The following is a 23,566-nucleotide window of genomic DNA, read 5'->3' as shown; positions in this document are numbered from 1 at the left end:
AGCCCGAACGCGAGGGCGGCGAAAGACGCCGCATCTCTTGTTCGGGCTTTTAGCATTAAACGCTGTTTAACCGATCGTCACTTTGCCTTCCGGGTAGCGATACAGTTCCTTCTCTCCGACTGGTACTAGCGTAAAGGCTAGCGTTAACGGTCCAAGCCGGCCGATAAACATCATTGTAATAATTAACAGCTTGCCGAACGTTGTCAGCTGAGTCGTGAGTCCCATGGATAAGCCGGTTGTGCCGAATGCGGATGTGACCTCGAACATGGCAGTCAAAATGTCGACGTTCTCCGTGGCGCTAAGCAGCATCGTAAACAGGACGATGGCGGCCACGGCGACAATCGTGACGGTTAATGCTTTATGTACGCGGTCCTTGGCCAGCCTTCTTTTGAAAAAGATGACATCCTGCCGCCCTCGGATCATTGCAACGACAGCGCCCACGAGGATGGCGAACGTCGTTACTTTGATGCCGCCTCCCGCAGAGCCGGGCGAAGCGCCGATAAACATAAGCAGAACGAGCAGAAATTGCGTCGCATTTCGCATTGCGCCGATGTCCAGCGTGTTCGCTCCTCCGGAACGGGGGGAGATCGACTGGAACAGCGAGCTGTATAGCTTGCCGGTCAGACTTAACGGCTCTAACGTTTTCGCGTTCGTAAACTCAAAAATAAAGATGAGTACGGCGCCTGCCACAAACAAGAAGCCGGATGCAGTCAATACGACTTTGGAGTGGAGGCTCAGCTTGCGCAAACGAGGAAGATCCCATACTTCCGCGAGCACGATAAAGCCGATTCCCCCTAAAAAAATGAGCATCATAATGACAAAGTTGACGATCGGATCATTCACATGACCGACAAAGCTGGAGAACGGTCCATGCACGCTGCCCATGATGTCGAAACCGGCGTTCGTAAACATCGAAACGCTATGGAAAATGCCCAAGTATACCGCTCTGTCCAGCGGCATGACTAACGACCAGCGCACTGCAAGCAGCAACGCGCCAATGATCTCAATAATAAAAGCGTAAACCAGCACTCTGCGGATGAAACGAACGATACCCTCCAAGGACGCTTGGTTCATCGACTCCTGAAGCAGAAGCCTTTCACGCAATGAAATTCGTTTGCGGAACGCTAAAGCGAGCATCGTTGCCATCGTCATGAAGCCGAGGCCGCCGATTTGCATGAGCGTCAAAATGACAATTTGCCCAAACATTGTATAATGAGTGCCTGTATCGACGACGACAAGTCCGGTGACGCAAACGGCGGAAGTTGCCGTAAACAACGCGTCGATAAACGGCATGCGTGAGCTGTCTGCGCTGGAGACAGGCAAAGTCAGCAGCAGCGCTCCGATGCTGATCAAAATAATAAAGCCGGCGGTCAATATTTGAGGCGGCGTTATTTTGGACCAGAATTTGTTCTTTTTCGCCACTTGTATGAGTGCTCCTTCGAATAAACGACGGCGATTATCGGTCGTGTTGAAAGTTTCCCTATATTATCTGTTATAATTAGGCAAGTTGCAACTGAGTTAACGCGTTTGGCGCGCTGCAGCCAGGCGGCTGTTTTTAGAAGGGAAGACACAAGAATGAGAACAAGATATGTAGCTGCCGTTTCGCTCGGCGTCATGGGCGCCGGCTTTATCGCGACTAAATATTTGCTGCCGGATGCGGGCTGGGTCAGGCTGCTCGAAAGCGGATTCGAGGCCGGGCTTGTCGGCGGATTTGCCGATTGGTTTGCGGTTACGGCGCTTTTTCGCCATCCGCTCGGCATACCGATTCCGCATACGTCGCTGCTGCTCAAGAACCGGAACAAAATCGTTAATGCGCTGATTTCGGCAATGGAGAATGAGCTGCTGAACAAAGAAAGCATCAGCCGCAAGCTTAGCCATTTAAAGCTGTTCAGCGGATTGGCTTCGGGCGCTGTTCGGTTAATCGGGAAAAGAAAAACGAGGAGCTCTCTTATTAGCTTCGCTCAAGCAGCGCTGGAGCGGCTTCCATTAGAGCGGCTAAGCGGGATGATCCGCGAATTTATTGCGGACTATGTCCGCAAGCAGGATATTCGGCCGATCGTTCGGAAGCTGACTGATAAATTTGCCAATGACGGCTGGGACGAGAAGGCGCTCGATTATTTGCTTGGCGCAGGCAAACAATGGGTTTCGAAGCGGGAAACGGAACAGATGCTTGGCAAATTTGCGTTTAGCAAGCTGGAGGAGCTGCAAGTAGGCGGCCTGATGGGTTTTGCCGTTCAGGCCTTTATAGGATTCATGAGCCCGGAGAAGCTGGGTCCAATGGTGCAAGGCATGCTGCTGTCGGCGATTCGCGACTTAAGCCAGCCGGGAAGCGCCAATCGCACGAAGCTGCTTCATGAAGTGAAAGCGATGATCGAACAGCTGCCTGACAATGAGCCATTGATGGACCAGTGGAAAAGCGCGCTCGAGAACGGTGCTGAAAGCATTGAGCTGGAGCGGTTCATTCACCTGCGCCTGGAGGAGCTGCGCCAGCTGCTGCTCGACAAGCTGGAGGAAGAGCAGCGGAACGGCGGTCGTTTCATCGTGAAGAGCGCCCGATACTTAGCGGATCGGGCAGAGGAGAATACTGCGCTGCTCGAGCAGTGGGAGAAGGCGATTCTAGATTACGGCGTTGGATTGCTGGAGCGCAATCATTATCGGATCGGGATGCTCGTTCGCGACAACCTGGATCAAATGGATGACAAAGCGCTCGTTGAAATGCTGGAGCAAAAAATCGGCAACGACCTGCAATGGATCCGCGTTAACGGCGCGATTTGCGGATTTGTCGTTGGCGTAGTGTTATCCTTCTTCTAGCAAAAAAGACTTGCCGGCATGCGCATGAACGCGCAGCAATGCCGGCAAGTCTTTTTTTAGCCGAGCTCTATGGATTCAATTGTACGAACTGATCCCGATGGCTGCGTATATGCCTTGCAATAAGTGCTAGTGTCTGTTTTGACAACTCTAAGTAACTGTCATAATGGGCGTTCATCTCATCTTGGAGTTTGGAATCGTGATCGAGGTCCTGCAAGGAAACGTCGAAGCTTGAAAGGCTTCGCGGATGATTGCGTTGCCGAAGAGCCTGCTCTGTTCTAATCAGAAGCTGCGCTGCGTCCGAATCGCCAAAAAATTGAACGCTTTTCAACAATGCCGTCCATCGCAATGGTTGCGCCAAGTAATAAGCGGTCCACCAATAGTAATCGGAAGGCGTCTGTACAGCGTGCAAGTAATGGGTTCGAAATACAAACAGCGCTTGTTGGCCCTTCGTCAGCTTGGGGTAAAGCTGGGCGCTGAAGTCTCCTCCACAGCTTTCAATTTCCTTGTATGCAGCAATTAACGGTTTAAAGCAAGCGGACGCCAGACTTTCATGATCCAATGTGTCGAACGTGTTCTGATCCAAGACGGTTAATATAAAACATCACTCCTTCCCTATTACCGTACATTAATTGGAAAAGGCTGGCAAGGTAGAAATGCAGTTTTCGGCAATCAACGTTATAATGGAAATAATGGAAAGACCGAATGCAGGAGGTAGGTTTCGACTGTGGCCCCGCTATTGAATATGAATCAGATTGGTAAAATAAAACCGGATAATCCCGAAGAATGGATCTTTCGAGATGTTTCAGCAACAATCGAACGCGGCGAACGGATTGCGCTGCTTGGCGCGTCTGGCACAGGAAAAAGCACGCTGCTGCGAATTGCGGCGTTGCTTGACGCTCGCGACGAGGGCGAGATTTTATTCGAGGGTGGCTCCAGCGCGCAGGCAAATCCCCAGCAATGGCGAAAGAAAATTGGCTATGTAGCGCAAATGCCGGTCATGCTGCCTGGGACTGTTGAGCAAAATTTGCGAACGGCGAGCGAGCTTCACGGCATGCCGTTTGATGAACCGCTCGCCCGAAGCTGTATGTCTGGCGCTGGATTAGAGGCATTGGACTGGAAAAAGCCCGCCTCCGAATTGTCGGGAGGCGAGAAGCAGAGAGTTGCGCTCGTACGGTCCATGCTGCTTCAGCCCGCAGTGCTGCTGCTGGATGAAACGACATCGTCGCTTGATCCAGGCAGCAAGGAGATGGTCGAGCTTATGCTGAATGAATGGGCTTTATCTAGAGGAACAGCAATGATATGGATTACGCATGACCTCGGGCAAAGCCGAGCGGTAAGCGATCAAATCTGGTTTCTGGGTGAAGGAAAGCTGCTGGAACGAAGCGGTACGGTAGCTTTCTTCGAGCGGCCGTTGACAGAGCAGGCACGACGATTTATACAGAAGACATACGGCAAGGAGGGAGCGGCGGATGAGTAATCTTGCATTGGCATGCACGCTTGTTTTTGTTGCCGTGACGGTGTTTCTGTCGATTAAGCAAAAGCTGGGGCTTGGAAAAGATATCGTTATCGGAACGGTGCGAACCGCTGTGCAGCTGCTGTTTATCGGTTATGTGCTGCATTACATATTCGGTACACGCAATCCGATATTTATTGTCCTTATCATCCTGTCGATGATCGGAGTAGCGGCATGGAACGCCGGTTCGCGCGCCAAGCAAATTCGCGGCTTGCGGCTGCGCATCGCGATTGCTCTTGCCTGCACGGAAGGGCTGACGATGGCGCTGCTGCTAGGATTGTCGATTATTGAACCGACGCCGCGTTATATCATTCCGATCAGCGGCATTATAATTGGCAGCTCGATGGTCGTTGCAGGCATCTATCTCAATCAAATGAAGCGTGAGCTGGAAGCCTCAAGAGGAGAAGTAGAGACGCTGCTGGCGCTTGGAGCGTCGGCCAAGCAGGCTATTCGCGGTTCCGTGAAACGCTCAGTGCGCTCGAGCATGATCCCGACGATCGACAGCATGAAGACGGTTGGACTTGTACAGCTGCCGGGCATGATGACGGGCATGATCGTGGCTGGAGCAGATCCGATCGAAGCGGTTCGCTACCAGATGCTCATTATGTTCGTATTGTCATCATCGGCGGCGATTACCGCAATGCTATTAAGCCGGATCAGTTACCGGCTCTGGTTTACGAACGATTTGCGGCTTATCCCAAGTATAGGAGCACAACGATGAACAGCAATCGCATTTTTCATGGGTCGTTGACCGATCTGGACGTTCGCCCGCGAGTTGTCGCCTATTATTTCAAACAATGGGACGGCTTCGAAATGGCACATCATTCGCATACGGCAGTCGAAATTATGTATGTCATTAGCGGCTCTTGCGTCGTGGAGACGAGAGAGCAGTCTTTTGCTATGGAAAAAGGGCATTTCATCGTCATCGACGCCGATATCGAGCATCGGCTAATCGTAGCCCCCGGCACTTCTTGCCGTATGCTGAACGTCGAATTTGAGTTTGGCGCCGGCGAGCAGGGCTGTTCGCCGTCGATGAAAGAGCTTGCAGCTGCAGATGATGCACTGAGCGGTCTGCTTGGCTCGAGACGCGGCTATTTGCTGTTGAACGATCCAAGCGAGGTGTATCAGACGCTTAAATCGCTTGTGCTGGAGCTTGACGGAGGACGCGGAGGCAGCCGGTTGCTGGCCGATCTGCTGCTGTCACAGCTGCTGCTTCGCATCGCCCGGCTGTCGCGCGAGGCGGATCGGGCGCTTCCGAATACGACGGACGCTTATGTGCGCAAAGCGGTTGACTACATACATCATCACTATGACTGCGATATTCAGATTAAGGAAATTGCGGAGGCAGTCAATCTTCATCCCGGTTACTTGCACCGCGTATTTCGCGGCGGAATGGGCTGTACGCCAATGGACTACTTGACTCGCTTTCGCATGGAAAAAGCCCGGATGCTGCTGGAGCAGACCGACATTCCCGTTATTGAGATCAGCGGTTACGTCGGCGTGAACAGCCGGCAATATTTCAGCACGCTGTTCAAGAAGCATACCGGCTGCACGCCTCAATCGTATCGGAAGGCGGTTCGTAAGGATTTCCGCGAGTAGCGAAGTGATTATTTTATACATGGCCTCGGCATACAAGTCATAATCGTGAAAACGTTTTTCTATCGCTGATGCTACAATGTGAGTGAGAAATATGACCACATCACATTTGGGAGGCGCGATCCGCATGTCGTTTAAAATTGCTTTTATCGGAGCAGGGAGCATCGGTTTTACAAGAGGGCTGCTTCGGGATTTATTGACCGTTCCGGAGTTTGCCGGCATTGAAGTCGCATTTCATGATATTAATCCTCATAACCTGGATATGGTTACACAGCTATGCCAGCGCGACATTGACGAGAACGGCCTGTCGATTCGTATTCAGCCGACGGTTGACAGAAGGGAAGCGCTTCGCGGAGCGAGATATATTTTTGTAACGGTGCGTGTGGGCGGCTTGGAGGCATTCCAGCATGACGTTGATATACCGTTGAAATACGGCATCGATCAATGCGTGGGAGACACCATTTGCGCTGGCGGCATTATGTACGGTCAACGGGGAATCGCGGAAATGCTGCAAATATGCAAAGATATTCGCGAGGTGGCGGAGCCCGGCTGCTTGCTGATGAACTACGCGAACCCAATGGCAATGCTCACTTGGGCATGCAATAAATACGGAGGCGTTCGCACGATCGGCCTATGCCACGGCGTTCAAGGCGGACATTGGCAAATTGCCGAAGCGTTTGGCTTGAAGCAGGAAGAGGTCGATATTATTTGCGCCGGCATTAACCATCAAACCTGGTATGTGCAAATTAAGCATAATGGCGAGGACATGACCGGAAAGCTGCTCGAAGCGTTCGAGGCGCATCCGGAATTCAGCCGCACGGAGAAGGTCCGCATCGACATGCTGCGCCGCTTTGGCTATTACAGCACGGAGTCGAACGGCCACTTGAGCGAATATGTCCCTTGGTACCGGAAGCGCCCGGAAGAGATTCAAGATTGGATCGATCTGGGGACGTGGATAAACGGCGAGACAGGCGGTTATTTGCGTGTATGTACGGAAGGCCGCAACTGGTTCGAAACCGACTTCCCGAACTGGATGAAGGATGCTGCGTTCAAATATACGCCGGAGGAACGCGGACACGAGCATGGCTCTTACATTATTGAAGGATTGGAGACAGGACGCGTCTATCGCGGACATTTCAATGTCGTAAATAACGGCGTCATCTCGAACCTGCCGGAAGATGCAATTATTGAAGCTCCGGGTTATGCCGACCGCAACGGCATTAGCATGCCGCATGTGGGCGACTTGCCGCTCGGCTGCGCGGCTGTATGCAATGTCAGCATTTCGGTGCAAAGGCTTGCGGTAGAAGCAGCAGTGCATGGCGACGACAAGCTGCTGCGCCAAGCGATGATGATGGATCCGCTGGTTGGCGCGGTATGCAATCCGAAGGAAATATGGCAAATGGTCGATGAGATGCTTGTCGCGCAGGAGCAATGGCTGCCGCAATACGGCGCGGCAATCGCTGCGGCGAAGGAGCGGCTTGCTTCTGAGCCTCGCATTCCGACGCGCGACTACAACGGAGCGGCAAGGTTAAAGGTGAAATCGGTCGAGGAGATGCAGCAAGACCGCGAAAGCGCAAACCGCAACGCAGGCGAGTCGGATAAGGCGAAAGAACGTCCGGCCGCGGCGTCAGAGCAGCGATAGTTCGGCTTTTTCCCTGTTGAGACCCTTACCGCTCACCGCTTGTTGGGCGCTGCGCGCGGTGCGAAAATTAGAGAAAAACCTGTAAAAGTGCATCTTTTTCCATTACTCGTTCGTCATTTACTCTGAAACCCGAAAGTGCATCTTATCACCGCATCTTTTCGGATTTCAGCAATTATGTAGCTCAAAGCCTGCACTTTTGCAGGCTTTTGTGTTTTATCGGCGTATAGCATCAAAAACAACTGAACTTTCTTTTGCAGGTTTGGTTTGTCTACATTACTACTGGATCGCGATGGGTTGATTGAGGCTATCTACCCGAATTACCCTTTTGACTTTGAGAGAACGACGCCGGCTAACACGACCGCGAGTCCGGTCCATGTTCTCCAGCCTGGCGTTTCTTTCATAAATAAAAAGCCGACGGCGACAGAGATGAAAAGCTCCAATCCTTTGGATGCGCTTAATACGAACGTCAAGCTGTTGAATGCCCGATAGCCGAATTTTATACCGTAGATAATGAGCATGTTGGCTGTCATAAAGATCGGGATTCCGGCAATTTGAAACTTCAATATCGACCAAAAATCAGGGTCGATATGATTGTTCTGATAAGCAAATGCGGCATTGACAATAAACAGTCCGCCGATTAAACATGCAAGGCTGTAAACATATATCAACTCCGATAACCGCCTTTCGGGAACATCTGGAACGTTTGTTTGTTCGACGATAATATGTTGCCCGAAGTAAACATTGTTATAGTCGTGCATCATTCGACCAATTTATGTTAACATACAGGAAGTAGGCAAGATGCGTACTCGGCCAAACCGGCCGACTGAGTGGAGTGTTAAGAACAATGGGGACACCGCATAGCGCCGTCATAACGTTTATCGTCACTGCCGGCGTCATTAATGTCATAATGGGAATTTATGTGCTGCTGAATCGCGCGAAGCAGCCAATGTCGCGAAGCTTTATCGCGTTGTGCTTTCTGTCAGCGGTCTATATTTTTGGATCAGCGCTGGAGCTGTCCGCAGATTCGCTGGCTGAAATAATGTTTTGGGTAAAAATCGAATACTTAGGCATGCCGTATCTTCCGCCTCTTAGCTTGCTTTTGATCATGTATTTTCTAGGGATGGACCGATTGCTGAAACGATGGCTGATCGCAGCGCTGTTTGTTATGCCGGCGATTACCACCGTACTTGTTATGACGAATGAGTGGCATCATTCTTATTATCGCTCCGTCGAGATAAGGCCGGGCGCATCGTTCCCGACTGTTGATCTGGATGTTGGTCCTTGGTACATCATTCAGGGAGGCTTTACTTTTGGATGCATGATCGGAAGCGTCGTTCTGCTGCTGATTTACTGGAACAGGATGAAGTCGTCCTATCGGCTCCAGTATATGACGATGCTGCTTGGTCTGCTCCTTCCGATAATCGGCGATTTCCTGTATTTAAGCAATTTGACGCCTGAAGGCATCGATCCGATTCCCGTCATTATGATGATAACTTCCATTCTCTATATGTGGGCGCTTGCTTCTAAAGGAATGTTTAACGTATCCCCGATTGCCAGAGACTATTTGTTCGAAAGCATGGGGGACGGCGTGCTCGTATTGGATCTCAACAACCGGCTCGTTGATTTCAATACAGCGGCTGCCGCCGTATTGCCGGAGCTTGCCGCAAGCTCTCTTGGCCATCCGATTGAACCATTATGGAATCGGCATACGGAGGAGCCTTTGCCTGGCTTGCCGGACAACGAGCAGAACGAGACGGAAGAGTCTGAAGAGCGCAAGGATACCGGCGAGGGCGTGAAGTGGACGATTGACGGACAAGCTTATTTTTATCAAATTCGTTCCTCCATCGTGCGTAATAAAGGCAATCAGGAAATCGGCAAGCTTATCGTTCTCATTGATGTGACCGAACGGGTTAAGCTGCAGGAACAGCTTCGCATTCTGGCATACCATGACGGCTTGACGAGAATCTACAATCGGATGCACTTTATTCATAAAAGCGAAGCTTTGTTGTTCCAAGCGGTTGCCAGCGGGGAAAAGCTTTCGATTGTGTTATTTGATATCGATCATTTCAAAAGCGTAAATGATGAGTATGGACATGATATCGGTGACCGTGCGCTGCTCCATGTTGTAGGCGTTTGCCGCAGCTTGCTGAGGCCGGAAGATGTGTTTGCTCGCTATGGCGGCGAGGAGTTCGTCATCGCGATGCCGGGATTGTCGCCGGCAGAGGCCGAAGCGGCTGCAGAACGGCTGCGCTTAAAAATCGAGGAGCAGCCGATGGGGCTGCCGCGCCGTTCGCAATCCATAGCAATAACAGCCAGTTTCGGCGTGGCTGTGTCGAGCGGCGATCTCGACGAAATATCGGAAAACGGCATCGAAAAGCTGTTGAAGGCAGCTGACCGCGCATTGTACGAGGCGAAAAACAGCGGACGAAATACGGTTCGTGCCGTGGCGGAGGACAGCCGCAAGTTCAAGAAAGTAACCGGCACCTCGGCATGAGAACAGATGATAAAGAAGCGGACATTGGCTTGTTGTTTAACGCCGATGTCCGCTTTTTATATGCTAGTACATCGACAAATAATAGTCTGCCTGAAGCAGAAGGCCAACTCCATTGCCGGTTGCATCCGATTGCTCGTCCAGATGGCTGATTGCGTCTAGAAACAACTGATGAAGCTGTTGTTCGTTCGTCTTCTCAGCAGCACTCCTCTTGTTCGCTTACGGAGTTAGCTGACGGATTCGGAATAGAGAGCCTCCCTACAAGCAAGCCGCGGCGCGGCATCGCCTGATTCACCCCTCGCATCCGGTCTATGCCCCATTTCTCAATAGGTGCAACCGGAAGCATTGGTTTCCCCGCTTCTTGATTAGAATTCAGCGATTGTTATGAGCTGATATTAGCTTCGGCGTTCATCTTAAACCTACGGCGGCGATTTGTAAAACGTCCTTCTCCCGATTTGACATTTCATTTTGGCAAAATTGAATTTGAACTGCCTTTTCCGCTGGAAAATCCAGTTCATTCGCCATTATACTCACTCATGCTCTCTCGATTGCTGAAAGGAAAAGATGAGGCTAAATCCTTCCCAAACCATCCAGTACTGCTGTATGCCTAATTTTTAAAAAATGAAGGAAATGAGAGAAAATCGAAGAGTGATAGAGAAGTGTATATATGTAAGCGTTGTGAAATGAGATAGAGCCTCCTTTTTCATAAAAAACGAGCCCTGCATCCGCTTTACATGAAATAGAGGCGAGGCGTATGATTCGATTCATGGCAACGAAATAAGTTTCCATTTTGTGAAATGCAATACAATCGCTGAGTTTCCGTTCGTTCGCGAACGGGAAGCGGGGGAACCACAGCAGACAAGATTCGTTCTGAATGGTACAGAATCGGTCTGCTTACAGCGGCGCTGTAATCCGATGTGAGAGTCGGACTGGCGCCGCAGGGGTGAATCGAAGGCCGGAAGCCATGGAATCCGGTCGACGTAGGGCAACTCTCACTGCCCGAATCCGACAGCTAACCTCGTAAGCGTATAGTTGAGAGAGGCGACAATCGACGTGTGCGAATGGACATAGCTAATCTTTGTTTAGCTATGTCCAAAGAAGCCGCGGGTGAAGCACCTCTGCTCCCCGTTGGCTTCTTTTTTGTTGCCTTTTCTCCGAAAAAGCCGCTCAGGCAGGGGGGGAAGCTGTGAATAAGGAACGAATTGCGGTTGTTGGCTCGAGTGAAGCATGCATCAATTTTATTCGGCAATTGCTGTATCGGAAGCTTCCTTTTACGGTGCTGACGAACAACAAACAGGAAGCGAAACGGCTGCATGCGATAGGAGCTTCTTCCATCATTCAAATTCAAACAGGCGCTGCGAAAATAGCTATACCGGAATTTGCGGTACAAGATGTGTACATCTTTGAAAGCAGTCTTGCCCTAAGCTGTCGGTACTTGCAGATTTGCCGCCAGTGGACATCCGGAAACATTTATATCATTACGCACAAATGGAATCCGCGAGCGATTTATAAAGGACTTGGCGCAGACCATGTCATCTATACACAGGCGGAAGAAGTCGGTTTCTTGCTTGCAGACAGGGAGCCGGGCGAATAATGGGAGGTTTTTGATAAGATGACGGATTTATATATGATAGCTGCGCTTGCGGCGGTCTTTGTATTATTCGCCGGCTTTATGAGATGGTGCGACGGTACGGTGGAAGACAAGGAAGGAGATAGGTGATGGTTATCATTGCTGGCATTACGCTGTTTCTATTTCTATATCTTGTTTATGCACTTATTAACCCCGAGAAGTTTTAGGAGGAATATCGATGGATATTGTACAACTGGCGGTCATTGTTGCCATGCTTGTGATTTTGGTCAAACCGCTCGGTACTTATGTATATCATGTATTTTCGAATGAGGCGAACCGGACGGATAGGCTGTTCGGGGGGACTGAAAGACTGATTTATAAGCTAATCGGTCTAAAAAATCGAAACGGCATGAGCTGGAAAAAATACGCGATCAGCTTTATCGTAACAAACATCGTTCTTGTGGCAGTAAGCTGCCTCATTCTTAGGCTGCAAAAGGCCCTTCCGTTCAATCCGAACGGCATCGACAATATGGAGCCGACGTTAACTTTCAATACGGTTATCAGCTTCATTACCAATACGAACCTGCAGCACTACAGCGGAGAAAGCGCGCTCTCTTACTTGTCGCAAATGGCAGTCATTATGATGATGATGTTCACGTCGGCGGCAACCGGATTCTCGGTCGCTATTGCGTTCATTCGCGGCATTACGAGCCGGGGCTCGAATATCGGCAACTTTTTCGAGGATTTCGTCAAGGCTCACACCCGGATTTTTTTGCCGGCTGCATTTGTTGTAACGCTGCTGCTCGTAGCGCTGCAAGTACCGCAAACGCTAGATCCGACGCTTACCGTAACGACGCTTGAAGGCGCTGCTCAGCAAATTGCGATTGGGCCGGTCGCATCGCTGGAGTCGATCAAGCATTTGGGAACAAACGGCGGCGGATTTTTTGGCGTAAATTCAGCGCATCCGTTTGAAAACCCGAATCCGTTAACGAACGTGATCGAAATTTTTTCGATGTGGGCGCTGCCGGCTGCTCTTCCCTACACGTTCGGCCTATTCGCTCCCAGCAAGAAGCAGGGCTGGATCGTATTCGCTGCAATGATGGCATTGTTCCTCGTCTTCCTGGGGACGGTTTATGCTGCGGAAAAAGCAGGAACTCCAGTTATAACCGCTCTTGGCATCGACGACTCGCAAGGAAGCATGGAAGGCAAGGAGGTCCGGTTCGGCATTGCGGGATCAGCGATCTTTACTGCCGTTACGACGGCGGCCACAACCGGTACGGTCAACAATATGCACGACACGCTTACACCGCTCGGCGGTCTGGTGCCGCTCGCTGAGATGATGCTCAACGTCGTATTCGGCGGCAAGGGCGTCGGTCTGATCAATATGTTGATGTATGCAATACTTGCCGTATTTATTTGCGGTCTGATGGTAGGCAGGACCCCGGAATTTCTCGGCCGCAAAATCGAGTCGAAGGAAATGAAGCTGATCGCGGTTGCCATACTGGCTCATCCGCTTATCGTTTTGGCGCCTACAGCGCTCGCTTTGATAACGGATGCAGGCAAGGGAGCTATTACAAATCCCGGTTTCCATGGCATCAGCCAAGTGCTGTACGAGTATACGTCGTCTGCCGCGAATAATGGCTCTGGATTTGAAGGATTAGGCGACAATACGCCGTTCTGGAACATTAGCACCGGTCTTGTCATGCTGTTTGGACGCTACATTTCGATGATTGCGATGCTGGCCGTAGCCGGTTCGATGCTTGGAAAAAAACCGGTTCCGGAGACGATTGGCACTTTTCGTACCGACAATGTACTGTTTACCGTGCTCCTTATTGGTACCGTACTTCTTATTGGCGCTTTGACTTTCCTGCCGGCGATTGCTCTTGGACCAATTGCCGAGCACTTGACACTCCTTTAACGGATGAGGTGGAACGATCATGACAAGTAACCGCAAAAAAAGCATGCTGACGGGCGATACGCTGCGGCAAGCGATCTTGGATAGCTTTGTTAAACTCAATCCGATGACGATGATGAAAAAACCCGTTATGTTCGTTGTTGAGGTGGGTACGGTTATCGTACTGCTCATGACGGTGCTCCCGGGCTATTTCGACTCTGAGGATCGAATCGGCTTTAATTTTGCCGTATTTCTTATTTTGCTCTTTACCGTGTTGTTTGCCAATTTTGCCGAGGCGTTAGCCGAAGGGCGGGGCAAGGCACAGGCCGATTCACTCAAGAAAACGAAGCAAGAAGTTACGGCAAAAAAAATAACCGATACCGGCATTAAAGTCGTCAAGTCAACGGAGCTTCGCAAAGGTGACACGGTTATCGTTTCGCAAGGCGAGCTGATCCCGTGCGACGGTGAAGTTATCGAAGGACTCGCTTCCGTTGACGAATCGGCCATTACGGGCGAATCCGCTCCTGTCATTAAAGAAGCGGGAGGCGATTTCAGTTCGGTTACCGGAGGCACCCGCGTTGTCAGTGACAGCATCAAGGTAAGAGTGATAAGCGATCCGGGCGAATCGTTCATCGATCGGATGATCGCTCTTGTCGAGGGCGCCAAACGGCAAAAAACGCCGAACGAAATCGCGCTGAACACACTGTTGACCAGTTTGACGCTAATCTTTTTGATTGTTGTCGTAACGCTCGGACCTATCGCCAAGTTTGTCGATATCAATCTTGAAGTGCCGGTCTTGATTGCGCTGCTGGTCTGCTTGATTCCGACAACGATCGGCGGGCTGCTGTCAGCGATCGGCATCGCGGGTATGGACCGCGTTACGCAGTATAACGTGCTCGCGATGTCCGGCAAAGCGGTTGAAGCGGCTGGCGATATTAATACGATGATTTTAGACAAAACAGGAACAATCACATTCGGCAACCGGATGGCAAGCGAGCTAGTTGCTGTCGGCGGACACGGCAGCAGCACGGCTCTCGCCGGCTGGGCGGCAATCGGCTCGCTCATGGACGAAACGCCCGAAGGCAGATCCGTTATTGAATTTATGAAACGGCATGGCTTGAATTACGACGCTAAACTTGCTGACAATGGAGAGTTTATTCCGTTTAAGGCGGAGACGCGCATGAGCGGGATCGATTTGAAGGATGGCAGAAAAGTCCGAAAAGGTGCCGTCGATGCAGTTCGGAACTGGGTATTCGCGCAAGGAGGGACGGTTCCCGAAGACTTGACGGATAAAGCGAATGTCATCGCCTCAGCCGGCGGTACGCCTCTTGCGGTAGCGGTCGATAAACAAATATTCGGGCTGATCTATTTAAAAGATACAGTGAAACCGGGCATGAGAGAGCGGTTTGAGCAATTGCGCCAGATGGGAATTAAAACGATCATGTGCACCGGCGACAATCCGCTCACGGCGGCTACCATTGCAAAAGAAGCAGGCGTAGACGATTATATTGCAGAAAGTACGCCGGAAGATAAAATTGCCGTAATCCGCCGGGAACAGGCTGAAGGCAAGCTGGTTGCGATGACCGGCGACGGCACAAACGATGCGCCTGCCCTTGCGCAAGCGGATGTCGGCATCGCAATGAACAGCGGCACAATCGCCGCGAAGGAAGCGGCCAACATGGTCGATCTGGATTCCGACCCGTCCAAAATCATTGAAGTAGTCGCGATCGGCAAACAGCTGCTGATGACGCGCGGCGCGCTGACGACTTTCAGCATTTCGAACGACATCGCGAAATATTTTGCAATTATACCAGCCATGTTTATGGCGGTTATTCCTGAAATGAACGTGCTGAATGTGATGAAGTTAGGGTCGCCCTATTCGGCAATTTTATCGGCGCTCATCTTCAATGCAATCATTATTCCGCTGTTGATACCGCTGGCGATGAAAGGCATTAAGTATAAACCGATGAGCGCTCAAAAGCTGCTTAGCCGCAACTTGCTTATTTACGGCTTAGGCGGTGTGGCTGCTCCATTTGTAGGTATCAAATTGATCGACTTGCTTGTACATTTATGGGTCTAATTTCAGGATAACGATTATAGAAGGTTAGAAAGGAAGTTATCGCTATGCAAACGAGTCAAACCGCTTCCGGTAACGAGCCGCAAACAAGCGGTTCGATCCTCATGGCAGCTATTCGTTCGAGCGTCGTCTTTATTATTCTTTGCGGCATTATATATCCGCTTGTCAGCACAGGGGCGGCACAGCTGCTCTTTCCGAAGCAGGCAAACGGAAGCTTGATAAAAGATCAAACAGGCAGCATCGTCGGTTCCGAATTGATCGGGCAGCCATTCAAGGATCAGAAATATTTTCAAGGCCGAGTGTCTAGTATCGACTACAACGCAGCTGGCTCAGGCTCGAACAACTATGCTCCGTCGAATCCGGCGCTGCTGGAGCGTACGAAAGCCTCGATCGAGCAGTGGAAGCTGGACAATCCGGACGTTCCAGCCAGTGAGTTGCCCATTGCTCTAATGACGAACTCGGGCTCCGGCCTCGACCCGCATATAACGCCGAAATCTGCCGCGGTCCAAATTCCGCGCATTAGCAAATGGACTGGGATAGCGGAAGCAGAGCTTGCGCAAATGGTTGAAGCGAACACAGAAGGTCGGTCTCTCGGCGTTTTCGGCGACGAACGGGTGAATGTACTGAAGCTTAACATTCAGTTGAACCAACGTCTGACGGTAAAATAAAGCTGATTTTATGGAGGCGGTCTCTATTTATAGAAGAAAAACGCCAGAGGAGCTGCTGCTTTCCATCTCCAAGCTGCATAGAGGCCGTCTGAAAATTATAATCGGCGCCGTCAACGGTTCGGGCAAAACGTATCATATGCTGCAGGAAGGCAGACAGCTCAAGGAACAAGGCAGAGACGTTGTCATCAGCGCTGTTACGACGCTGGGACGACCGGAAACGGTGCGGCAAACGGCCAGCTTTGAAAGGGTTCCGAGCATCCGCTGGATGAAGGGCGACAGCGAGCGGAAAGATCTTGATCTGGAAACGCTGCTGGAACGCAATCCTGAGGTAGTGCTCGTCGACGGCCTCGCCCATGTAAACCGGCCGGGGGCATCTCATCGCACAAGGCTTGAGGATATTATGTATTTGATGGATAGCGGCATCAGCGTTATTACGACGGTTAACGTCTATGAGCTGGATGGCGCGGATGAGATCGCGCAGAAATGGACCGGTATCCAGGCCGAAGAGACGGTTCCGGCCAATACGCTGGAGCTTGCCGATGAAGTGCGGCTCATTGACGTCTCTCCTGAAACGATGCTGAAACGGCTGGAGGAGGGCGTGCTCGGCACGCAGCACCCCGCTATATCACGGCGTGGAAATCTCGGCGTGCTCCGCGAGCTTTCATTAAGGCTCGTGGCTGAAGGAGTCAATGAAACGCTGGAGAAACACCGTGAAGAGCAAGGGCTTGAAGGCGCTTCAGGAGCAACGGAGCGCATTCTCGTCTCGGCGCAGTACCATTGGAACGGATCGCTCTATGTTCGAAGGGGCCAGCAGGTCGCAAAGCGATTGAACGGCGATCTGTCCGTGATCGCCTTCATTAATCCGAAACGGGCGCTAAGCGCAGACGAGCTGACGTTCAAACGATCGATCGTCAAGCTCGTCGATAAAGTAGAAGGCCGCTTCGAGGAATTGCCTTTCGTAAGCAGAAGAAAACTGCCGTCTGTGATCGCCAGATATGCGGTAGAGCATAAAGCGACTCGGATCGTCATGGGCCACTCTAAGCAAGGAAGGTGGCAGCAGCTTTGGCAAGGGTCGCTCGCAGACGGTGTATTACGTTCAATAAGCGGCGTAGATTTGTTGCTGATTGCAGACAGAGCGGAGCATGATGGAGAACGGATACTGCCGGTCAAACATAGGAAAAACGAGAAGCATGATCTGTTCCGTCGGCTGAACGCCGAGGAGCGGGAGCGAAAAGCGAAATCGTTTAGCCGAGGAAACCTGAAAGTGTACATCGGCGCGTCGCCGGGAGTCGGAAAGACCTACAAAATGCTGCAGGAAGGAAACGCGCTATTCGACAAAGGAATTGATGCCGCAATCGGGCTGCTTGAAACGCATGGCCGTAAAGAAACAGCAGATCAAATCGGGCGGCTGCCGATCATTCCTCGCAATAGGATCGAATATGGCGGAGCCAAGCTGGAAGAAATGGATACGGAAGCAATAATACGCCGCAATCCGGAAGTGGTGCTTGTCGATGAATTGGCGCATACGAACGTGCCTGGGAGCGCAAGGAAGAAGCGCTACGAGGATGTGCTGCGTTTGCTGGAGCACGGCATTTCCGTTATTACGACCGTTAACGTTCAGCATTTGGAAAGCCTAAACGATGCGGTCGAAGGTTTGACTGGTGTTCGGGTCAGAGAAACGGTGCCCGATGCGCTGCTGCGGCTCGCAGATGAAGTTGAACTGATCGACGTTACTCCGCAAATGCTGCAGCAGCGGATGAGAGAGGGCAAAATTTACGCACTGGCAAAAGTGGAGCAGGCGCTGAGCGCTTTTTTTACGACGGGCAATTTGATTGCGCTGAGGGAGCTGGCTTTAAGGGAGATCGCCGACGACGTTGACGAGCGGCTGGAGGCTTGGAATTATAACCGGACGCTGCGGGGGCCGCTGTACAGGCGGGAAGTTATTTTTATCGGCGTCGATATTCGATCTGGCGCTTCGGAGAGATTAATTCGCCGCGGGTTTAGATTGGCTTACCGGCTGAAAGCCGAGTGGCATGTACATTATGTAAGCGACGGGAATCCGCTGGGCGAGGCGCTGGAGAACAAGCAGCTATCATTGATCGCTCTAACGGAACGGCTGGGCGGCACGTTTCACTCCTCTGCCGCCGCAGGACGAAACGGTATCGCTGATCGGCTGCTGGTTGAAGCAAAAGAGGTAAAGGCGACCCAGCTTATTATCGGACAGTCGGACAAATCATTATTACAGTTGTTATGGCAGGGCCATATTGTCAGGCGAATACTGCGGATGGGCCGTCATATGGATGTGTTAATTGCAGCGGATAAACAATGAACAGGAAAGGCGGCGACCGCTTGCGGATCGCCGCTTTCTTCATGGGCTTTGTCTCACCAAGGCGCATTGCTCGGCATAACATATTGCAAGCATCCCGATTGCATATTAGGTGCTAAGACGAATCCGAAAGGAGCTCGAATGGCCGATGGGCAGAGAGTTTATCGAGTTGTTCGATAAGTGGGCGGAGGATTACGATCAGACGGTGGCCGGACAGGATGAGCAATATCGAGAGGTATTCGAGCAATACGAGCAAATATTGGAGACGGTGGCCTCGCGAAGCTTCGGAACAGTAGTCGAATTCGGCGTCGGGACCGGAAATTTGACAGAAAAGCTGATTGCAAAAGGTTTGCAGGTGTATGGGGTCGAGCCGTCATCGGGGATGCGAGAGCAAATCGCAAAACGAGAGCTGGCTTTTACGCTGCTGGATGGCGATTTCATTCAATTTCCGGCTATTGACGCAGGAATTGATTCGATTGTCAGCACGTATGCGTTTCATCACCTGAACGATACGGAAAAGGAAACGGCGATCGGCATTTACAGCAAGCTGCTTGGCAGCGGCGGAAAAATTATTTTTGCGGACACTGCCTACTTAAATGCGGAGGAAAAGGAGCAGATTCACGCCTCGGCGCGCGAGTTGGGCTATAACGATCTGCTCATTGATTTACAAACAGAATATTATACGACAATCGACGCACTAAGGTCGATGCTGGAACGGAACGGCTTTCAAGCGTCATTCAGCCGGCTTAACCGTTACGTATGGCTTATTGATGCGACAAAAACGAGCTGAACGGGGGCGTAATGGAGGATGGCTTACTTCCGCAATGTACAGCATATTGTCGGCAATACGCCCCTTGTTGAGCTTTCCAGATTCACGCTGCCCAACGAGGTTCGATTGTTCGCCAAGCTTGAATTTATGAACCCCGGAGGCAGCGTGAAGGACCGTCTGGGTCTGGAATTGTTGGAGAGCGCCTTTGAAAGCGGCAAGCTGAAGCCTGGCGGCACGATTATTGAGCCGACAGCAGGAAATACCGGCATCGGTCTGGCGCTGGCCGCAATCGGCCGAGACGTATCTGTCCTATTTGTCGTGCCGGAGAAATTCAGCACGGAAAAACAGCAGTTGATGAAAGCGCTTGGGGCGCAAGTTATAAACACGCCAACCGAGCTCGGCATGCTCGGCGCGATTCATAAAGCCGAACAATTGGCGGAGCAAATTCCGGGAGGGTATTCGCCCGCGCAATTTTCCAATCCTGCCAATCCGGCTACGTATTATAAAACGCTTGCGCCGGAAATATGGCGGGATATGGACGGCGAACTCGATATTTTTGTCGCCGGGGCAGGCTCCGGCGGGACCTTCATGGGAACGGCAGCTTATTTGAAGGAGCGGAACCGGGGTATCCGTACCGTCATCGTCGAACCGGAGGGTTCTATCCTGGCCGGAGGAAAGCCCGGTTCGCACAAGACGGAAGGGATCGGCGTTGAAAAGCTGGCTCCTTTTATGGACACCGCTTATTTCGACGGCGTGCACACGATAAGCGACGAGGACGCTTTTCAGCTCGTTAAGGAACTTGCGCTCGTGGAAGGGCTGCTCGTCGGCAGCTCGTCGGGTGCGGCTATGAAAGCTGCGCTTCTCGAAGCGGAGCACGCGTCTCCGGGCAGCCGTATCGTGACTGTATTTCCGGACGGCAGCGACCGGTACTTGAGTAAAAAAATATACGAGGGGGGCTTATGATGCGGCGGCTGACAAAGCTTATTCATGGCGGCGTTGCCGGAGATCCCCATACGGGCGCGGTCAGCGTGCCGATCTATCAGGCGAGCACCTACAAGCAGGAAGAGCCGGGGGTACATCGCGGCTATGAATATGCGCGAACGGGAAACCCGACGCGGCATGCGCTGGAGGAGCTCATTCGCGATTTGGAAGAGGGCGAGCGCGGCTTTGCTTTCGCCTCGGGCATGGCTGCGATAACAGCGGTGCTGACGTTATTCGCGAGCGGAGACCACATCATTATTAATGATGATGTGTACGGAGGCACCTTTCGGATCGCAACGAAGGTGATGAATCGATTGGACATTGAGGCAAATTTTGTCGATACGACCGATCTGGAGGCGGCGGAGCGGGCAATCCGGCCGAATACAAAAGCGTTATTCATCGAAACGCCAACCAATCCGCTGCTGAAAGTTACAGATATTGCGGCAGCTGCCGCATGGGCCAAGTCGCATGGACTGCTGCTCATCGTCGATAATACGTTCAGCACGCCGTACTGGCAAAATCCGATCCCGCTAGGCGCGGATATCGTCATTCACTCGGCGACTAAATATTTGGGCGGGCACAGCGATGTCGTGGCCGGTCTTGCTGTCGTAAATGACTCGGTGCTTGGGGAAAGGCTGCATTTTATTCAAAATGCAACCGGCGGCGTGCTCGGTCCTCATGATTCCTGGCTGCTCCAGCGCGGATTAAAGACGCTTGGTTTGCGGATGGAGGCGCATGAACGCAATGCGCGGGAAGTTGTCGCGCTGCTGGAAGAGCATCCGGCAGTCAAGAGACTCTATTATCCTGGACTTGCAAGCCATCCGCAGCATGAACTGGCAAAGCAGCAGGCGCGCGGCTTCGGAGGGATGGTATCGTTTGACGTTGGAAGCGCGGAGAAAGCGGAGGAGCTCATTCGCAAGCTTCGCTATTTTACGCTGGCAGAAAGCCTTGGCGCCGTAGAAAGCTTGATTTCGATTCCGGCGCGAATGACGCATGCTTCGATTCCGAAGGAGAGGCGCGAGAAGCTTGGCATAACTGAAGGCTTGATTCGCATATCGGTCGGCGTTGAGGATGCTGAGGATTTGCTGGAGGATTTGGCGATAGGGCTCGAACAATAGGGGGAGACGCACGCTGCGCTTTCCGGCCGCTGAACTTGAAAAACCTGCGTTCTATGCGGGCGCAGGCTTTTCAAGCAAGTTTACACATTTGATATGCTCCGCATTATAGCGAATGGTTTTGTTATCCGCCGTCAACAGCTTTAAGAAAGGATAGTCGGATTGCTGCAAATGGCCGAATTTATGAGGAGCGGTGCCTGAGTCGATAATGATCGAGCTGCCTTGCGCTGAAAGCAGCCATTCGCTGAATGTGCTCGGACTGGCAGGAGCGGAATCATGTTCAGTATTAGCAGGCGGCTGGAACCATTGCTGATCCTCCGGCAAGGGACGTATCCATTTCAAATGGACAAGCGAGACGTATAATAGGCCTTGCGAAACGGAGGCGAATTCAAAATAGTCATCGTAGACGCTGGTGACAGTGCCGTAGAGATACTGATGGCGATCAAGTTTTATTTGTGAAGGAACTCCAATTGCATTGGATACAATCCGGGATAGCGGGATGCCGGTCAAATGGCTTTCGTGCGAGCGGTCGGCATTCAAATCGCCGGATGCGCCTCCGGACAGCGATTCGATGAAATGAATGTGCTTGGTCGCGATATACATATATTCGTTGTCTTTTTTTAATACGATCGCGTCGGGGCCAGCATCGATCAGAATGCCGGTATGAGTGCCGCTCCCGAAAAGCTCAAGGCTAATTTCATAGCCGATATATTCGTTAAACAGAGTCATCTTAATACTCCTCTCCATACGTTAATGCGGATACAGCCAAGAAACCCAAAGCGCCAGCAAAACAAGCGTGAAAAGTAGAGTTGGCGGAATAACGATCGCCGTCACTTTAACGTATTCCTTCCAATTGATCTTTACTTTGTACTGCTTCAGAATGTGCATCCAGATCAAGGAGGCAAGCGTGCCGATCGGAAGAATAAGAGCGCCAATATCGCTGCCGATAACACTGGCCAAATAGGCGATTTTTAGCGTTAGCGGATCAAGCCCCATTTGAGTCAGCGTTAACGTGCCGACCATCAGCGCCGGGTGGTTGTTGAACAGTGTAGACATCATGGAGAGCAGCCCGCCCATCATCAGGCTTGCGTTCATAAGGTCGCCGGAAACCAACGGCTGGAACAGCGTGACAAGGCTGTCGGTTAGACCGATGTTGTTCAAGCCGTAAATGATGACGTACATCCCGAAGGCAAATACGAGAATATGCCAAGGTATTTTTTTGAGTATGTCAGTGGGCGGCATTTTTAAGTAAATCCAGCGCCAGCTAAGCAGCACCAGCGAACCGAAAACGGCGACCCATTCAATAGGCACATGGATATAGGAGGCACCGAACAAGCTCAAACGCACGATAAAAACGAATAGCAGAATGGACTGCATAAATTTGTCGCTGAATCGTGATGTTTTTCTTCTTTCGGCTAGAGGTGTGCTGAGGGGGTGGTGAGCGGTAGATACGGTAAGAGGGATGCGTTTTGGGAGCTGTCGATAGAAGCAAATGAAAAGCAGCGTTGTAAGGAAAACTAGACCAAGCGTGGCAGGCACGAACATCATAAGCGTGTGCATGTATAAATCCATATGCACGATCTTCAGCGCGATCAGATTGACAATATTGCTGACGCCGATCGGTGCGCTGGAGGCGGTAGCGACTAAGGCGCCGGACAATAAATAAGGAATTTTTTGATGGTTTTTTAGTCCGAGATGTTTCAGCATGATGAGCAAGATGGGCGTCGTAATTAAGATGCTGCCATCATTGTTGAAAAAAAGCGTCATTAAAAAACAAAGCAGATTGACGTACCAGAACAATCGAATGCCGGAGCCTTTGGCGCGCATGGCAAGTCCTTCGGCGGCCCATTGGAAAAAGCCGAAGCTTTCGAGCACGATTGCCATTACGATCGTAGCCATAATGGTAATGGCCGCGCCGCTGACGGTAGCGCTTATTTGTTCTAGATCATGGAGCGTAACGGCGCCGCTTATAAGGACGAGAAACGCTCCGACCGTCGAGGGGACCGCTTCATTTAATCCTCGGGGCCGCCATAGGACCAGGACAATCGTGAAGAGAAAGGCGACTAGCGTTAAAAGAACCGGTGAAGACAGCAGCAATGTGACTCACCTCATT

Annotated in this window: 20 protein-coding genes and 2 riboswitches; of the genes, 15 read left to right on the top strand and 5 right to left on the bottom strand. The window is 51.5% G+C overall.

Annotation, left to right across the window (positions count from 1 at the left end; genetic code table 11):
* Positions 1 to 66: 66 nt before the first annotated feature.
* Positions 67 to 1,422, bottom strand: a complete 1,356-nt coding sequence (locus GOM71_RS14595; protein ID WP_367649615.1) for a TrkH family potassium uptake protein — start codon at positions 1,420 to 1,422, stop codon at positions 67 to 69.
* A gap of 153 nt (positions 1,423 to 1,575) precedes the next feature.
* Here GOM71_RS14595 and GOM71_RS14590 point away from each other — a divergent pair, with 153 nt between their 5' ends.
* Positions 1,576 to 2,811 (top strand): DUF445 domain-containing protein, encoded by a 1,236-nt coding sequence (locus tag GOM71_RS14590; RefSeq protein WP_156282320.1) that lies wholly within the window; start codon positions 1,576 to 1,578, stop codon positions 2,809 to 2,811.
* 67 nt (positions 2,812 to 2,878) lie between these two features.
* On the opposite strand, the gene GOM71_RS14585 is transcribed toward GOM71_RS14590, so the two are convergent.
* Positions 2,879 to 3,394 carry a hypothetical protein gene (locus GOM71_RS14585; RefSeq protein WP_173275639.1) on the bottom strand — a complete coding sequence of 172 codons (516 nt, stop codon included), beginning with the start codon at positions 3,392 to 3,394 and terminating at the stop codon, positions 2,879 to 2,881.
* A gap of 159 nt (positions 3,395 to 3,553) precedes the next feature.
* On the opposite strand from GOM71_RS14585, the gene GOM71_RS14580 reads away from it, so the two are divergent.
* The 4 genes from GOM71_RS14580 to melA all read left to right on the top strand — a co-directional run bounded on the left by GOM71_RS14580 (position 3,554) and on the right by melA (position 7,562).
* Positions 3,554 to 4,288 carry an ABC transporter ATP-binding protein gene (locus tag GOM71_RS14580; RefSeq protein WP_156282448.1) on the top strand — a complete coding sequence of 245 codons (735 nt, stop codon included), beginning with the start codon at positions 3,554 to 3,556 and terminating at the stop codon, positions 4,286 to 4,288.
* On the top strand, positions 4,281 to 5,045 hold the full coding sequence (locus tag GOM71_RS14575; protein WP_156282316.1) for an ABC transporter permease: 765 nt from the start codon (positions 4,281 to 4,283) through the stop codon (positions 5,043 to 5,045). Before GOM71_RS14580 ends, GOM71_RS14575 begins: the two co-directional genes overlap by 8 nt.
* Positions 5,042 to 5,923 carry an AraC family transcriptional regulator gene (locus GOM71_RS14570; protein ID WP_156282314.1) on the top strand — a complete coding sequence of 294 codons (882 nt, stop codon included), beginning with the start codon at positions 5,042 to 5,044 and terminating at the stop codon, positions 5,921 to 5,923. The genes GOM71_RS14575 and GOM71_RS14570 overlap by 4 nt, the downstream gene beginning before the upstream one ends.
* A 124-nt stretch (positions 5,924 to 6,047) precedes the next feature.
* On the top strand, positions 6,048 to 7,562 hold the full coding sequence (gene melA, locus GOM71_RS14565) for an alpha-glucosidase/alpha-galactosidase (RefSeq protein ID WP_156282312.1): 1,515 nt from the start codon (positions 6,048 to 6,050) through the stop codon (positions 7,560 to 7,562).
* A gap of 317 nt (positions 7,563 to 7,879) precedes the next feature.
* On the opposite strand, the gene GOM71_RS14560 is transcribed toward melA, so the two are convergent.
* Positions 7,880 to 8,230, bottom strand: coding sequence for a hypothetical protein (locus GOM71_RS14560; protein WP_156282310.1), 351 nt, complete (start codon positions 8,228 to 8,230; stop codon positions 7,880 to 7,882).
* Between the two features lie 176 nt (positions 8,231 to 8,406).
* On the opposite strand from GOM71_RS14560, the gene GOM71_RS14555 reads away from it, so the two are divergent.
* The 10 genes from GOM71_RS14555 to GOM71_RS14505 all read left to right on the top strand — a co-directional run bounded on the left by GOM71_RS14555 (position 8,407) and on the right by GOM71_RS14505 (position 21,456).
* Positions 8,407 to 10,056 (top strand): histidine kinase N-terminal 7TM domain-containing diguanylate cyclase, encoded by a 1,650-nt coding sequence (locus GOM71_RS14555; protein WP_156282308.1) that lies wholly within the window; start codon positions 8,407 to 8,409, stop codon positions 10,054 to 10,056.
* Positions 10,057 to 10,254: 198 nt separating this feature from the next.
* Positions 10,255 to 10,441: riboswitch (cyclic di-AMP (ydaO/yuaA leader) on the bottom strand.
* A 411-nt stretch (positions 10,442 to 10,852) separates the two neighbouring features.
* A riboswitch (cyclic di-AMP (ydaO/yuaA leader) is annotated at positions 10,853 to 11,095 on the top strand.
* A gap of 144 nt (positions 11,096 to 11,239) precedes the next feature.
* On the top strand, positions 11,240 to 11,647 hold the full coding sequence (locus tag GOM71_RS14545; protein ID WP_253944855.1) for a hypothetical protein: 408 nt from the start codon (positions 11,240 to 11,242) through the stop codon (positions 11,645 to 11,647).
* A 125-nt stretch (positions 11,648 to 11,772) separates the two neighbouring features.
* Positions 11,773 to 11,850 carry a K(+)-transporting ATPase subunit F gene (kdpF, locus tag GOM71_RS25005; protein WP_156282446.1) on the top strand — a complete coding sequence of 26 codons (78 nt, stop codon included), beginning with the start codon at positions 11,773 to 11,775 and terminating at the stop codon, positions 11,848 to 11,850.
* A gap of 11 nt (positions 11,851 to 11,861) precedes the next feature.
* A complete protein-coding gene (kdpA, locus tag GOM71_RS14535; protein WP_156282304.1) occupies positions 11,862 to 13,541 on the top strand; it encodes a potassium-transporting ATPase subunit KdpA in 1,680 nt (559 codons plus the stop codon).
* 19 nt (positions 13,542 to 13,560) lie between these two features.
* Entirely contained in the window at positions 13,561 to 15,597 is a 2,037-nt protein-coding gene (gene kdpB, locus GOM71_RS14530; protein WP_156282302.1) for a potassium-transporting ATPase subunit KdpB, read from the top strand.
* Between the two features lie 44 nt (positions 15,598 to 15,641).
* Positions 15,642 to 16,262, top strand: coding sequence for a potassium-transporting ATPase subunit KdpC (kdpC, locus tag GOM71_RS14525; RefSeq protein WP_156282300.1), 621 nt, complete (start codon positions 15,642 to 15,644; stop codon positions 16,260 to 16,262).
* Positions 16,263 to 16,272: 10 nt separating this feature from the next.
* Positions 16,273 to 18,591 carry a histidine kinase gene (locus GOM71_RS14520; protein WP_156282298.1) on the top strand — a complete coding sequence of 773 codons (2,319 nt, stop codon included), beginning with the start codon at positions 16,273 to 16,275 and terminating at the stop codon, positions 18,589 to 18,591.
* Between the two features lie 145 nt (positions 18,592 to 18,736).
* Complete coding sequence (locus GOM71_RS14515; RefSeq protein ID WP_156282296.1) at positions 18,737 to 19,378, top strand: class I SAM-dependent DNA methyltransferase; 642 nt, start codon at positions 18,737 to 18,739, stop codon at positions 19,376 to 19,378.
* Between the two features lie 18 nt (positions 19,379 to 19,396).
* Positions 19,397 to 20,320 carry a PLP-dependent cysteine synthase family protein gene (locus GOM71_RS14510; RefSeq protein WP_156282294.1) on the top strand — a complete coding sequence of 308 codons (924 nt, stop codon included), beginning with the start codon at positions 19,397 to 19,399 and terminating at the stop codon, positions 20,318 to 20,320.
* Positions 20,320 to 21,456, top strand: coding sequence for a bifunctional cystathionine gamma-lyase/homocysteine desulfhydrase (locus GOM71_RS14505; protein ID WP_156282292.1), 1,137 nt, complete (start codon positions 20,320 to 20,322; stop codon positions 21,454 to 21,456). The genes GOM71_RS14510 and GOM71_RS14505 overlap by 1 nt, the downstream gene beginning before the upstream one ends.
* A gap of 51 nt (positions 21,457 to 21,507) precedes the next feature.
* Here GOM71_RS14505 and GOM71_RS14500 read toward each other — a convergent pair whose 3' ends face one another.
* Together GOM71_RS14500 and GOM71_RS14495 are read right to left on the bottom strand one after the other, a co-directional pair.
* A complete protein-coding gene (locus GOM71_RS14500) occupies positions 21,508 to 22,182 on the bottom strand; it encodes a hypothetical protein (protein ID WP_156282290.1) in 675 nt (224 codons plus the stop codon).
* A 21-nt stretch (positions 22,183 to 22,203) separates the two neighbouring features.
* Positions 22,204 to 23,550 (bottom strand): arsenic transporter, encoded by a 1,347-nt coding sequence (locus GOM71_RS14495; protein WP_483311045.1) that lies wholly within the window; start codon positions 23,548 to 23,550, stop codon positions 22,204 to 22,206.
* Positions 23,551 to 23,566 lie beyond the last annotated feature (16 nt).

Origin of the sequence: Paenibacillus sp. NEAU-GSW1 (assembly GCF_009737085.1) — a bacterium.
GTDB lineage: Bacteria > Bacillota > Bacilli > Paenibacillales > Paenibacillaceae > Pristimantibacillus.
This window is presented reverse-complemented; position numbering and strand designations above follow the sequence as displayed.

Bases quoted from the DNA above. Each gene is read 5' to 3' on its own strand.
- GOM71_RS14590 (WP_156282320.1), top strand. From the start codon at position 1,576: ATGAGAACAAGATATGTAGCTGCCGTTTCGCTCGGCGTCATGGGCGCC.
- GOM71_RS14580 (WP_156282448.1), top strand. From the start codon at position 3,554: ATGAATCAGATTGGTAAAATAAAACCGGATAATCCCGAAGAATGGATC.
- GOM71_RS14575 (WP_156282316.1), top strand. From the start codon at position 4,281: ATGAGTAATCTTGCATTGGCATGCACGCTTGTTTTTGTTGCCGTGACG.
- GOM71_RS14570 (WP_156282314.1), top strand. From the start codon at position 5,042: ATGAACAGCAATCGCATTTTTCATGGGTCGTTGACCGATCTGGACGTT.
- melA (WP_156282312.1), top strand. From the start codon at position 6,048: ATGTCGTTTAAAATTGCTTTTATCGGAGCAGGGAGCATCGGTTTTACA.
- GOM71_RS14555 (WP_156282308.1), top strand. From the start codon at position 8,407: ATGGGGACACCGCATAGCGCCGTCATAACGTTTATCGTCACTGCCGGC.
- kdpF (WP_156282446.1), top strand. From the start codon at position 11,773: ATGGTTATCATTGCTGGCATTACGCTGTTTCTATTTCTATATCTTGTT.
- kdpA (WP_156282304.1), top strand. From the start codon at position 11,862: ATGGATATTGTACAACTGGCGGTCATTGTTGCCATGCTTGTGATTTTG.
- kdpB (WP_156282302.1), top strand. From the start codon at position 13,561: ATGACAAGTAACCGCAAAAAAAGCATGCTGACGGGCGATACGCTGCGG.
- kdpC (WP_156282300.1), top strand. From the start codon at position 15,642: ATGCAAACGAGTCAAACCGCTTCCGGTAACGAGCCGCAAACAAGCGGT.
- GOM71_RS14520 (WP_156282298.1), top strand. From the start codon at position 16,273: ATGGAGGCGGTCTCTATTTATAGAAGAAAAACGCCAGAGGAGCTGCTG.
- GOM71_RS14515 (WP_156282296.1), top strand. From the start codon at position 18,737: ATGGGCAGAGAGTTTATCGAGTTGTTCGATAAGTGGGCGGAGGATTAC.
- GOM71_RS14510 (WP_156282294.1), top strand. From the start codon at position 19,397: ATGGCTTACTTCCGCAATGTACAGCATATTGTCGGCAATACGCCCCTT.
- GOM71_RS14505 (WP_156282292.1), top strand. From the start codon at position 20,320: ATGCGGCGGCTGACAAAGCTTATTCATGGCGGCGTTGCCGGAGATCCC.
- GOM71_RS14500 (WP_156282290.1), bottom strand. From the start codon at position 22,182: ATGACTCTGTTTAACGAATATATCGGCTATGAAATTAGCCTTGAGCTT.